The sequence below is a fragment of the Cohnella hongkongensis genome (assembly GCF_042654645.1).
GTDB classification, from domain to species: domain Bacteria; phylum Bacillota; class Bacilli; order Paenibacillales; family Paenibacillaceae; genus Cohnella; species Cohnella hongkongensis.
Genome location: NZ_JBHSEP010000004.1, coordinates 162,518 through 175,409, shown reverse-complemented (window position 1 = coordinate 175,409; position 12,892 = coordinate 162,518). Strand labels below are relative to the sequence as shown.

General features: G+C 57.1%; 9 protein-coding genes. 4 read left to right on the top strand and 5 right to left on the bottom strand.

Features of this window, described 5'->3' with window-relative positions:
• Positions 1-66: 66 nt before the first annotated feature.
• The 3 genes from ACFO3S_RS08130 to ACFO3S_RS08120 all read left to right on the top strand — a co-directional run bounded on the left by ACFO3S_RS08130 (position 67) and on the right by ACFO3S_RS08120 (position 3,227).
• Positions 67-945: a carbohydrate ABC transporter permease gene (locus ACFO3S_RS08130; RefSeq protein WP_378094219.1), complete on the top strand. Its 879-nt coding sequence runs from the start codon at positions 67-69 to the stop codon at positions 943-945.
• On the top strand, positions 945-1,781 hold the full coding sequence (locus ACFO3S_RS08125; protein ID WP_378094217.1) for a carbohydrate ABC transporter permease: 837 nt from the start codon (positions 945-947) through the stop codon (positions 1,779-1,781). The genes ACFO3S_RS08130 and ACFO3S_RS08125 overlap by 1 nt, the downstream gene beginning before the upstream one ends.
• A gap of 132 nt (positions 1,782-1,913) precedes the next feature.
• Entirely contained in the window at positions 1,914-3,227 is a 1,314-nt protein-coding gene (locus ACFO3S_RS08120) for an ABC transporter substrate-binding protein (protein ID WP_378094215.1), read from the top strand.
• 107 nt (positions 3,228-3,334) lie between these two features.
• Here the strand turns inward: ACFO3S_RS08120 and ACFO3S_RS08115 are convergent, their stop codons facing one another.
• The 4 genes from ACFO3S_RS08115 to ACFO3S_RS08100 all read right to left on the bottom strand — a co-directional run bounded on the left by ACFO3S_RS08115 (position 3,335) and on the right by ACFO3S_RS08100 (position 7,582).
• Positions 3,335-4,021 carry a hypothetical protein gene (locus ACFO3S_RS08115; RefSeq protein WP_378094213.1) on the bottom strand — a complete coding sequence of 229 codons (687 nt, stop codon included), beginning with the start codon at positions 4,019-4,021 and terminating at the stop codon, positions 3,335-3,337.
• 240 nt (positions 4,022-4,261) lie between these two features.
• Positions 4,262-5,632: an NADP-specific glutamate dehydrogenase gene (gene gdhA, locus ACFO3S_RS08110; protein WP_378094211.1), complete on the bottom strand. Its 1,371-nt coding sequence runs from the start codon at positions 5,630-5,632 to the stop codon at positions 4,262-4,264.
• 178 nt (positions 5,633-5,810) lie between these two features.
• Positions 5,811-6,788: a diaminopimelate dehydrogenase gene (locus ACFO3S_RS08105; protein ID WP_378094209.1), complete on the bottom strand. Its 978-nt coding sequence runs from the start codon at positions 6,786-6,788 to the stop codon at positions 5,811-5,813.
• Positions 6,789-7,123: 335 nt separating this feature from the next.
• The gene (locus ACFO3S_RS08100; protein ID WP_378094207.1) at positions 7,124-7,582 is read right to left on the bottom strand and encodes an NUDIX domain-containing protein; all 459 of its coding nucleotides are present in this window, start codon (positions 7,580-7,582) and stop codon (positions 7,124-7,126) included.
• A gap of 396 nt (positions 7,583-7,978) precedes the next feature.
• On the opposite strand from ACFO3S_RS08100, the gene ACFO3S_RS08095 reads away from it, so the two are divergent.
• Positions 7,979-8,755, top strand: coding sequence for a copper amine oxidase N-terminal domain-containing protein (locus tag ACFO3S_RS08095; RefSeq protein WP_378094205.1), 777 nt, complete (start codon positions 7,979-7,981; stop codon positions 8,753-8,755).
• A 798-nt stretch (positions 8,756-9,553) separates the two neighbouring features.
• Here the strand turns inward: ACFO3S_RS08095 and ACFO3S_RS08090 are convergent.
• Entirely contained in the window at positions 9,554-12,562 is a 3,009-nt protein-coding gene (locus tag ACFO3S_RS08090; protein WP_378094203.1) for an NHL domain-containing protein, read from the bottom strand.
• Positions 12,563-12,892: the final 330 nt, after the last annotated feature.

Genomic DNA, 12,892 nt, shown 5'->3' with positions numbered 1-12,892 from the left:
CCGAGCTCACATCGATATACTGGGGTCATAATCGCTACGCGCTGCGCGCTCAGGGGGGAAACCGCCATGGAAAACGCCCGTCAGAGAAAGCTTCATCAGCTCTTGTTTATCGGGCCTGCCGTTCTTTTTTTCACGCTGATTCTGGTCATCCCGTTCTTCATGAGTCTGTACTATTCCTTCACGGAATGGAACGGGGTTAGCACAACAGTAACATGGATCGGGATCGAGAATTATAAAAAAATTATGTTCAACGATCCGGATTACTACAAGTCTTTCCTGTTCACGTTCCGTTACGCCATCGTCAGCGTGCTGCTGACGAACGTCGTCGGCTTCCTGCTGGCGCTGCTGCTTACGCAGTCGCTGAAGCTGCGTAACGTTCTGCGCACGATCTTCTTTATGCCGAACGTGATCGGCGGCTTGCTGCTCGGGTTTATCTGGAGCTTTATTTTCGTTAAAGGCTTCGCTTCGATCGGCGAGCTGACCGGTCTGGCGTTCTTCAATCTCCCGTGGCTCGGCGACGCGCCGACCGCCTTCTGGGGGCTGATTATCGTCACCGTATGGAAGGGCGCCGGCTATGTGATGGTCATTTATATCGCCGGCTTGTCCAACGTGCCGAAGGATCTGATCGAGGCGGCGCGGATCGACGGAGCGAACAGAGGGCAGATGCTGTACAAGATCACGCTGCCGCTCATCATGCCGGCCATCACCGTCTGCCTGTTCCTGACGCTCTCCTGGGGCTTTAAGGTGTTCGACCTGATCATGTCGCTGACCAAGGGCGGTCCGTTCAACTCTACGGAGTCGGTATCGCTGAACATCTATCAGGAAGCGTTCCGCAACAACGCGCTCGGGCTCGGCAGCGCCAAGGCGGTCATCTTCTTCCTGATCGTTGCGCTGATCACGATCCTCCAAGTCACCTTGACCAAGAAAAGGGAGGTGGAATCCTGATGGAAGCCCACAAGCGCTATACGGCCCGGCTGTTCTCACTGGAAGTGCTGGGCATCCTGCTGGCGATCGTCTTCCTGGTTCCGTTCTACTTCGTGCTGACCAACTCGTTCAAGCCCTTCGCGGAGATTCTCGTGGATACGACCAGCCTGCCGAGGAGCTTCAGCCTTCAAAATTATGAGCAGGTGTGGGATATCATGAATTTCCCCAAGGTGTTCCTGAACTCCCTGATCATTACCGTCGCCAGCAACATCGGCCTCGTCGTCATCAGCTCGATGGCCGCCTACCGCATGGTTCGCAACAATACGCGGGTGAACCAGCTGCTGTTCCTGCTGTTCGTCTCGGCGATGATTATCCCGTTCGAGTCGATCATGATTCCTCTGGTGAAGCTGGCCGGCATGATCGGCTTCCTGAACGAGATGTGGGGCGTCGTCATCTGCTACTTCGGGTTCGGCGTATCGCTGAATCTGTTCCTGTACCACGGCTTCGTCAAGTCGATCCCCGTAGAGATCGAGGAAGCGGCCATCGTCGACGGCTGCTCCGTGTTCGGCCTGTTCTGGCGCATCATCTTCCCGCTGCTGAAGCCGATCACCGTCACTATCGTCCTGCTGAACAGCTTGTGGATCTGGAACGACTTCCTGCTGCCCTTGCTCATCATTAGCGGGCCGGAGACGCGCACGATACCGCTTGCAACGTATTCCTTCTTCGGTCAATATACGAAGCAGTGGGATCTGGCCCTGGCGGCTCTGACGCTCGGCGTGCTGCCGATCATCGCCTTCTTCCTGGGCATGCAGAGACACATCATCGAGGGAATTACCGCCGGATCGGTGAAAGGGTAAGCGGCGGCGCGAGCCGGGAGCCATGACAATAAGTTCCCCCTAATCGTTCAATTTTCTCGGTGTTTAGCTTGATGTTAATTCAATAAAATTAAAATTGTTACAGTAAAGACATTATAAGGGAGGATCACTTTGATGAAGAAAAGATCCATGATGCTCATGTCGGCCGCTCTGGCGCTAACCGCCGTTCTTTCGGGATGCGGCGCTTCCAACGACAACGCCGCGAATACGCCGGGCGCGACCGGAACCGCTCCGGCCAACGAGTCGCCCAAGAAAAACGTGACGATCAAGATGTTCCAGTTCAAGGTCGAGATCGCCGAACAGCTGCAGAATCTCGTGAACGAATACGAGAAGGAAACCGGCGTGAAGATCCAGATCGAGACCGTCGGGGGCGGAGCCGACTACGGAGCCGCGCTGAAAGCGAAGTTCAACTCCGGCGACAAGCCCGACATCTTCAACAACGGCGGCTTCTCCGATCTGGACCTGTGGCTGGAGAACCTCGAGGATCTGTCCGATCAGCCTTGGGTGAAGGATCTGGTCAAGGGCACCGACGAGCCGATGACGCACGACGGCAAGCTGTACGGCATGCCGATCGGGGTGGAAGGCTACGGCTTCATCTACAACAAGGATCTGTTCGCCCAAGCCGGCATCACCGAGCTGCCGAAGACGCTGTCCCAGCTGGAGGACGCGGCGAAGAAGCTTCAGGACAAAGGCATTACCCCGTTCATTAACGGCTACGGAGAATGGTGGGTGCTCGGCAACCACTTCGTTAACCTGCCGTTCGCTTATCAAGCCGATCCGAACGCGTTTATCTCCGGCCTGAACGACGGCAGCCAAAAAATTCCCGGCAACGAAGTGTTCGACAACTGGACGAAGCTGTTCGACTTGACCGTGAAATACGGCGGCAAAAATCCGCTGCAGACCGACTACAACACGCAGGTGACGGAGTTCGCCACCGGCAAGGCGGCCATGACGCAGCAGGGCAACTGGACGCAGGTGCAAATCTCCAAGACGAATCCGGACATCAACATCGGCTTCCTGCCGATGCCGATCGGAGAAGACGCAGAGGCTAACGACAAGCTGTTCGTCGGCGTTCCGAACAACTGGGTTGTCAACAAGAACTCCCCGGTGAAGGAAGAAGCGAAAGCGTTCCTGAACTGGATGGTCACCTCGGAGACGGGCAAGAGCTATATCACCAAAGAATTCAAGTTCATCCCGGCGCTGACGACAATCTCCGCATCGGAAGAAGATCTCGGCGCGCTGGCCAGCGACATTATGAAATACAACCAGGAAGGCAAGGTTCTCTCCTGGAACTGGTTCAAGTTCCCGCAAGGCGAGGCGTCCAGCAAAAAGTTCGGCGACTCCATGCAGGGCTATGTGGGCGGACAGCTGTCCAAGGAGCAGATGCTCGAAGCGTTCCAAAGCACGTGGGAAAGCTTGAAGAAGTAAGCCAGCCCCGGTAACGGCAAAGGGTCATTCCCATCGTCGGTTTCACGACGATCGGGAATGACCCTTTTGGCAATGGCGCCCTATCGGTCCGGGTGCCGAGCTCCCGGCTATCTAAACAGGTTAAAGAGGTAAGCAATCGCGTGCCAGAGCGTGACGCATGCGTTCCAAAGTGCGGGAATCAGATTGACGACGCTGTGGATCGGATGGAACAGCAGGCCGACGACGCTGCCCAGCAGCAGCATTACGAGGGCGATCCCGATGCCGGATATCGCGTACAGGATGTCCCAGAAGATAAAGACGGCCTTCATCCCGGCGCCGATCCCGCGGCTCAGCGTACCGGCGTTCGAGAAATAGTCCCGCTCGATCGCAATGTCCGTCTTGATGTTGTGCAGCAGCTTGGAGGGCGCGTTGACGATATACGAGAAGTTGTACAGCAGGTTAGTCGAGAGATCAAGAGAAGGGGCCACGAATTGGCCCGACTTGAATTTCAGATGATATCTCAGATCCGTCTCGCCGAACGCCAGCGCCATCTCCCGCTTCGTCTTGGCGTCCATCTTCTTGACGGAAGGCCCCAGCATCTCCATCGCGGCTACGAGATCCGCCTTGCTGTATTCTCCGACACTCGCCTCCAGCAGTCCGCCAAACCCGTCGTCGGCGCTCTCGCTGTCGTTCACGGTCGAGTAAGCGGCTACGACGGCTTTCAGCTGATAAGCGTCGTCGATCTCTCCGCTCAGCGCTTGCGAGCCGTACAGGATGACAATAAGTAATGCGCATAATCCGAAGAAGCGTTCCATTCTTGTTGCACGTCCTTTGCCTAGTTTAACTTCACCTGTCCAATCATACTACGACTGGGTATATATCCCTAGCCTTTTTTACCCAATGGCATTGGACCGAAAGTTCTCCGCTAACCGGAGGTGATTCAGATAAGGATAACGAATTTTATACTTTCTGAAGCACGAACAAAAAAAGCGGCCCATGGAATCCATGGCCGCTTCATCCGGCAAGCCCGAGCTTGCCGGCATCGGAAACGCTTCTTACACGACGCCTTGGGCGATCATCGCGTCGGCGACTCTGACGAAGCCTGCGATGTTGGCGCCGACGACCAGGTTGCCCGGATGGCCGTATTTCTCAGCCGCCTCGACGCTGTGACGGTAGATGTTGCGCATAATGTCGTGCAGCTTGCTGTCGACTTCCTCGAACGTCCAGGACAAGCGCATGCTGTTCTGGGACATCTCCAGCGAGGAGACCGCCACGCCGCCGGCGTTGGCCGCCTTGGCCGGTCCGAACAGGACGCCGTTGTTCAGGAACACGTCGATCGCCGCCAGCGTCGAAGGCATGTTGGCGCCTTCGCCGATCGCTTTGACGCCGTTCTTCACGAGCAGCTCGGCGGATTTCTCGTCGATCTCGTTCTGCGTCGCGCAAGGAAGGGCGATATCGCACGGAATCGACCAGATGCCTTCGCAGCCCGGCGTATAGACGGCGTGAGGATGCGTAACCACATACTCGCTAATCCGCTTGCGCTCGACTTCCTTCAGCTGCTTCACCAGATCCAGATCGATGCCGTTCGGGTCGTAGATGTAGCCGTTGGAATCGCTGCACGCCACGATTTTTGCGCCAAGCTGCTGCGCCTTCTCGATCGCGTAGATAGACACGTTGCCCGAACCGGATACGACGACCGTGCTTCCTTCGAAGCTGAGCCCCTTCGCCTGCAGCATCTCGTTCACGAAGTAGACGCAGCCGTAGCCCGTCGCTTCCTTCCGCGCCAGACTGCCCCCGTAGAGCAGCCCCTTGCCCGTCAGAACGCCGGCCTCGTTGCCGCTTCTAATCCGCTTGTACTGGCCGAACATATAGCCGATTTCGCGGGCGCCCACGCCGATGTCGCCGGCCGGCACATCGATGTCCGGGCCGATATAACGGTACAGCTCCGTCATGAAGCTTTGCGTGAAGCGCATCACTTCCTGCTCCGATTTGCCTTTCGGATCGAAGTCGGAGCCGCCTTTGCCCCCGCCGATTGGCTGACCGGTCAGAGAGTTCTTGAAAATCTGCTCGAAGCCGAGGAACTTGATAATGCTCGCATTAACGGAAGGATGAAACCGGAGGCCGCCCTTGTAAGGGCCGAGAGCGCTGTTGAATTGGACGCGGAAGCCGCGATTGACTTGCGGCACGCCTTTGTCGTCGAGCCAGGGAACACGGAAGTAGACGACGCGCTCCGGCTCGGTGATCCGCTCCAGAATACGGTGCTCGATGTAGTGCGGGCTGACTTCGAAGACGGGAATCAGAGAATCGAGAATTTCTTTAACCGCTTGGAAAAACTCGCGCTCTCCCTGGTTGCGGTTGATCACCGTCTCGTAGACCGACTGAACGTAATCTCTTGCTGCCTGCTGCCTTTCCAGAACTGTAGTCAAGTATAGACGCTCCTTTAGACTGAACGGCGGGGCTTGCGCGGCGCCGTTTGCAGTTTTTGAATGATTTTTTACACTTTTTTGCATTATCGCTACAAATTTTAATCAATTATGCTGTCTAATTCCAATAAAAGATTTTTTTGCAGCCGATAACCTCTGCCTTATTTGCCTTAAGGCGGGACTACAGCAGCTCTCGACGCAGCTCTGCGCCGGATTTCGGAGACAAGTAGGCGAACGGAATGTCGAACACCGTCTTCGCTCCGGTTTGACCTTCCCGGCTCAGGCGGACGGCCGCTCTCGCATAGGCGACCAGCACGCTGGCGGTAAATTCGGGATTGCTTTCAAGCTTCAGCCCGAATTCGATTATTTGCTTCGTGTTCTCTCCGGTCACGCCGCTGCGGATGACGAAGCCGCCATGAGGCATTCCTTGATGCTCGGCCTGCAGCTGCTCCTCGGTAATAAACGTCACCGTCGTGTCGTAATCCGAGAAATAATTGGGCATCGAGACGATCGCCTGGCGGATCGCTTCCTGATCGGCGCCCTCCTCCGCGACGACGAAGCATTGACGAAGATGCTTCTCGCGGGTCGTCAGATCCGGCGTCTCGCCCGAGCGAATCCGTTCGATCGCCGATTGAACGGGCACGGTGTATTGAACGCCGGCTTTAACGCCCGGCACGCGGCGAATCGCGTCGGAGTGGCCCTGACTGACGCCCTTGCCCCAGAACGTATAATCGGTGCCTTCCGGAAGAATCGATTGAGCCAGCAGCCGATTCAGCGAAAACAGGCCCGGATCCCATCCGGTCGAGATCACACTCAGACGGCCGCCTTGCCGAGCCGCGGCATCGACCGTCTCGTAGAACTCCGGAATTTTCGCATGGGTATCGAAGCTGTCCACCGTATTGAACAGGCGCGCGAACGCCGGAGTCTGCTCCGGCAAATCCGTGGCCGAGCCGCCGCACAGAATCATCGCGTCGATGACGCCTTTGTACTGCTCCGCAGCCGAGACGTGCTCGAACTTCACGCCGCCCGCAGCCAATTGCTCCGGCTGACGGCGCGTAAAGACGGCGACCAGCTCCATGTCTTGATTTTGGGCGAGCGCTTTCTCGACGCCCTTGCCCAGGTTGCCATATCCGACAATGCCTATCTTGATCTTGCCCATTTCCTTCCTCCCGGGTTTTTCACTAAATTTGTAGAAAATCAACAAATTTTCCGCATTGATATTTCAGTATTTTAAGATCTTAAGCGGATTAATGCAAATAAATATTTATATAGTGCAAATATAGTGCAAATCATTCGTCAAAAAGTGCAAACTTTATGTGGAATTTTCACAATTTATGGACGCAAAAACGCGAACGAAAGCGACTTTCCGATTCTGTTTTTAGAGGAGGGATCAGACGTTTCCGCATGAAGCCGGTCGGGGCGAGCGGAGATGGGACGAGGGGGCGGAAGACGGCTGGAGGAGAACGAGAAATCAAGGGGCGGACGGCCTCTTGATTACCGGGTATCTCCTACATAACAGGGACTGAATATCCCTTGCCTGATTTTCCCGCCCAAAGCGCTCGGATACATCCGGATGTCATCGAGCCGGTCAAGCGGAATCCATTCCGCTCCGACTTGATGCTCGTCCGGACTGCCTCCGTTGCCGATCTCGACTTCCGGAGACGCCAGTCGGCAGCGGAAATAAAATTCGACCTGGTGGATATCGCCGTCCCGCTCGGCGAATTGGTGATTTCTGCCGATATACTCCCGAACGAACAGCAGCTCTTCCACTTCGACCTCTTGTCCGATTTCCTCGATGCACTCGCGGACGACGGCATCTTTTAATTCTTCCCCCTTCTCCTGTCCGCCTCCCGGGAACAGATAGAAAAATCCCTCGTCATCCTTGTTCTTGGTCAACAGCAGACGGTCGTTGCGAATAATGACGGCTTTGGCCGAATTGCGAATCGGGTTCATAAGGAAGTCTTCTCCATTCTTCTGAAAATCTGTCGCGCTCCCTTCGATTATAGCCCACCTGAGCGCCGATGGCTCGGCTAATTCGCATGGAGACGATGCGGGAGGCTCAGGATAGGGAGGTGAACGCTCCGTCTCCTTCGCCAGCAGGTCGATCGCTCCGGTCCGCGAGGCGTTCGACAAGCAGAAAAGATTCATCGCCGATGCCTCGCACGAGCTACAGCACAGGGGCACAATTCAGGCGAAGAGCGTTGCCGGGGAGACGACCTCGTTCACCGTGCAATTGGGCTAGCGGGATTCGCCGCCCTGCGGCCGTCCCGAGCCGACACGCAACTTTTCGTCCCGGCTCGGCGTCCAACTGTATATCGATTCATCGACATACATTTCGGAGGAAACACCATGACGAAAAAACCTGCGGCGGTTCTGCTGGCTTCTTCCATGCTGCTCTCGGTCTTTGCGGGTCAGATCTCGGCACAGAAGCAGACGGTCACCCAGGTTCAAGGAAAATATGTTCAGGGACGCACCTTGATACCTTTGCGCGCCGTTTCCGAATCGTTGGGAGCGGCCGTGGAGTGGAGTCAGTCGACGTTCACCGCTACGATAACGAAGGAAGACACCGAAATCATTCTGCCGATTCATTCGGACTCCGTCACGATTAACGGGGAAAGCATTTTGCTGGACGCCCGCGCCCGGCTGGAGGGAGGCGTTACGTACGTTCCGCTCCGTTTCGTCGCCCAGACGCTGGGAGGCGCCGTCTCCTGGGAAGCCTCGACTGGCACGGCTACCGCTTCGCTCGGCGATCGCAAGGTCGTCATTGCCACGCAATACGGAAAGAAATTCCCGGCGATTGCCGCCTCACGGGTCAACGCGCTGGTCAAAGCCGCCAACGAGTCGGCCGATCTGTCCGCTTACAAGCAAATCCGTACCCATTTCCGGCCTTATTTTACGAATTCGTACATCAACAAGCTCATTCAGAGAAACGGCGTTTCCACGAAGCACGAGTTCGTCTCCAAGCCCGATACTTTCTTCTACCAAGGGGAAGGCCACGGCTACATCCGTCAATTCGAGAGCCCGCGCGATGCCGGAGGCATGAACGTCGAGCGCATGATCATGGTGCGTTACATCGACGGCGCATGGATGGCGGAGGATATTCATTACATTCTCGTGAGTCCGTAAGCAGGCTCTCCGGCGTATTGTTCAGATTGTGTCGAGTTTTGTAAGCTATAATAAATTCCACTCCGTTAGCTATGACGAGGTGGAATCGCCGTGCATGAAGACGCTCTGAAAGAAATCCGCAAGCAAAGTCACGATGACGAGCAGAGATACCGTCTGCTGATGCAGTATTTACGGACCTTGAACCACGAAAAAAAGCAAAGAGGCTTTCTTAAGAGATTAAAGAGGCAATGGGAAGCCTATAACGATTATAAAGCAGACGGCTCCTGATGGGCGGAGTGTCACTTAGCATAGGTTCTACTTTTTCGAGCAACGCCCTCCGTTCATGCCTCCGTTCATGGGCCTTCGGAGAACCGGTGCTCGATCTATCAGATTTACGGGGCTGTCCCTCAGGTGAGCTTTTGACCTTAGGGACAGCCCCGTCTTTAATTCGCCGGATGGGCTCCCTCGTCGGGAGCTGCAGAAGTGCGGCATAGGCGTTGCCGCATTCACTGACCCTTACCTCCTCTGGCGCATGAATAAAGCCGTGTACTGGCATTCGCCGCCCTTCCCTCCACAGCACGATCCTACGGATTGATAAATTGCCTCGTCTGCAGCATCCGCTTCAACTGGACGGCTCCTTGGGCGCTGGACGCATATTCCCGGGGGCCGAACTTCGATTCGGTCAAACCGCGGATGAGGGAGGCTCCAATCCCGCATTCTATGATCTGATTTACACCCATTTCCGCCCGCTGCTCCCCGCCGGCGGCACACTTTGGCGTACGGCGTGTCCCAATCTCTCCGTATGTTCCCCGCCTTGCGTTACGGTTCCGGAATGAACTTCTCCGTGCCGTCCTGCTGCTTCTCGTAGGAATGGTCCATGGATGCTTCCTGGATATAGCCGTATGCCCAGTGGGCTTGCGTGACGTCCGGCCATTGCTGCGGCGCTCCGATCAGCGGCCCGCGGCCCAGCAGCCTGCCGATCATCGTGACCGCCTCGGCGCGGGTCAGCATCGAATTCGGGCGGAACGTGCCGTCCTCATACCCGTATACGATACCTGCCGCATTCGCTTGCTCGATGACGGCTTGCGCCCAGCTTCCTTCGGTATCGGCAAATCCCGCGCTTGCGCCCGTTGCTTCGGGCAGCAACGGGGCGATCGCGCTCGCCATCTCCGCCCGCGTGATCGTCGCGTCCGGCTTGAAGCTGCCGTCGGGATATCCGATCATGAGGCTCATGCCGGAGGCGCGGTCGATGTACGCCTTCGCCCAATGCCCATCCCCTACGTCCGGGAAATCTCCAGGCGCCGCGTCCTCATTCCGGTCGAACACCCTGACCAGCATCGCGGCGATTTCCGCGCGGGTTACGTTCCGGTCCGGACCGAACGTCCCGTCGGCATAACCGAACAGAAACGCTTGATGCTCCGGATTCATCCAACGGATGACGGCAAACGTGCCCGTCTTGCCGGCGGTGACGGGAAAGCGGATCCCAAGCCGATCTTCTCCGTCATAGGGGACGATGCTTCCTCTCGCCAGCTCCTTCGTGCCGTCGTCATACAACGCGAAGACCGCGACTCTCTTCAGCTGTTCGTCGCTGAGCGGCGCACCGGTCAGCGGCAAAATCGCCTCATATCCGCCGCCGGTCGCGTTCGATCCGATCGTCATCGGACGGCCGACGGTTTCCAACGTGCCGCCTCTCGCGGCTTCGCGTACGAGCGGATCCATCGTTGCCAGCCTTTCGATCGATTCAAGGTCTTTTTCCTTGACCGGTTCGATGCGGAAACGAAGCCCGTCCGTCCCCCCTTCGAACGTTGTATCCGGAATGACGACACGCGCCCGCGTCGCGGAAATCTCCATCCGGATCTTGCTTTCGGACAGTAGGCCGGCCGAAGCCTTCGGGATCGTCACGACCAACTCGACGTCCCCGTTATCTTCGTCCGGTATGAGCATCTTCGCGAAATCGGAACCGAGCGGCTTGAGCTTGTCGATCGCTCGGGCCGCCTGCTCTTTCGTCAGTTCGACCGCCGCTTGCCGGCGTCCGTCGCTGGCGGACGAACGGACGATATAGGCATTCGATACGAGAGATCCGCCGTTGCCGTCAACGACTTGAATCGCGGACCGTCCGGAGTCGGAATCGGAGCCCGGCGTCGACGGAGACGATGAATTCGGAGCGCGCGGCGTCGCGCTCGCCTCGTTCGAAAATCCGCTGACTCCTAGGGCGTTGTGCGCCTTCACCGCGAAATAATAAGTCGTATCGTTGACAAGACCCGTCGCCGTGTAGGTCGCTCCCGTCACCGTGGTCAACGGCAAGGGGTCGTACGCACCGGATGCAGTGCCGATATAAAGGCTGTAATAGACGGCTGACGCGACGCTGTCCCAGGCCAAAGTCGCTTGGCCGTTTCCGGGTGAAGCCCTGAGATTGGCGGGAGCATGGGGAGGATTCAGACTCCACTGGGCGTATACGGTCACATCTCCGTTCACGACGGTCGTATCGTCGAAGACGGTTCCGCCGCCAGTCGGCTGCGTATTCCATCCCGCGAACGCATAGCCGGGACGGGTCGGCGGCGCGGGGAGGGCCGCCACCGTCTCGTCGTCCGTCACGCTTAAGGTCGAGGGAGTCGCCTCCGTATCCCCGCCGTTCTTATCGAACGCGACCGTGTGGGTAACCGCTTCAAGCTTTTTGATCTTGTGGTTGCCGCGGTCCGCCACATACAGGTTGCCGTTATGATCGAGATCGATCCCGAGAGGGCCGCGCAATTGCGCCGATTTCGCCGGTCCGCCGTCACCGGAATCGCCGAAAGCGCCGGTCCCGGCAACGGTCGTGATGATGCCGGTCGGACTTATTTTCCGAACGATGTGATTGCCGTTCTCCGCGACGTACAGCGTTCCGTCGTCGTCTACGGTGAGTCCGATCGGGCTATTCATACGGGCCGCCGTCGCCGGACCTCCGTCGCCGGAATAGCCGGCGACTCCCGCCCCGGCCACCGTACTGATGTTCCCGGACGTATCTACTTTCCGCACCCGATTGTTATTGCGGTCCGCGATGTACAGATTCCCGCTGTCGTCAAAGTCAATGGAATACGGAGTATTCAACTGCGCCAAATTCGCCGGTCCGCCGTCGCCCGAGAAACCGGCAACTCCCGTCCCGACTACCGTGGTGATGATGCCTGTCGTTTGATCCACTTTCCGAATGGTATGATTAAAAATTTCCGCGATATATAAATTGCCGGCGCTGTCCACGGCAACATCCACCGGACGGTTCAGCAGGGCCGCTGTCGCCGGTCCGCCGTCGCCGGCATAGCCCTGACCGCCCGTGCTCGAGCCGGCCACCGTGCTGATGATGCCGTTCGTATCCACCTTGCGTACGCGCTCGTAGCCGATTTCCGTTATGTACATATTCCCTGCGCTATCGAAGGTCACGCCCCCAGGGTATCGCAATGTAGCCGAAGTCGCCGGTCCGCCGTCCCCCGAAGGGATGCTCCAGTTCGCCTCGACTCCGGGCCTTCCGGCTGCCGTCGTGATGATGCCGGACGTATCCACCTTCCGAATCACATGATTATCCGAATCCGTAAAATACAGATTTCCGGCTGCGTCTACGGCAACGTGGTACACGTTGTTGAAATGGGCCGAAGCTGCCGGCCCTCCGTCTCCGGAGAAGCCCGGTGCGCCCGTTCCGGCGATCGTGTCGATCGTATAGTACTCCGCCGCATAAGCGCGGCTCCCCCAGTCGGCCGGCAGCAGGAGGGGCATGCCGTTCATCAACAGGATTGCCAACGCGATAAGGAGCAGCTTGGCTGCTCGTCCCTTCCGTGATGGCACTTTGGTTCTGCTCATCATTTTCCTCCGTTCTTGTAACGCGTCTACGTGCAGAGCACATAAAAGATCGCCATCATCGTCCGACGCTCATTCAAATTCACCGCAGGCACTCCGCCTCCATGAATTCCGGCACCAAAAAAGAGCGGACAACACGTGCTGTCGAACGATTAATGCTGTCAGCTCGGCTTGTTTCGCCATGTTGCCCTTTATATGGGGCTTCGTATTCGCCTGACTTTAACGTAGTCCTAGTCCAGGTGTTTGGACATCTTGTCTCCCCCCCAACTACGGATTTATAATTTAATGAACACCTTGTGGATTATTATGATGCGGGGCAAGCAAGGCTTCAAT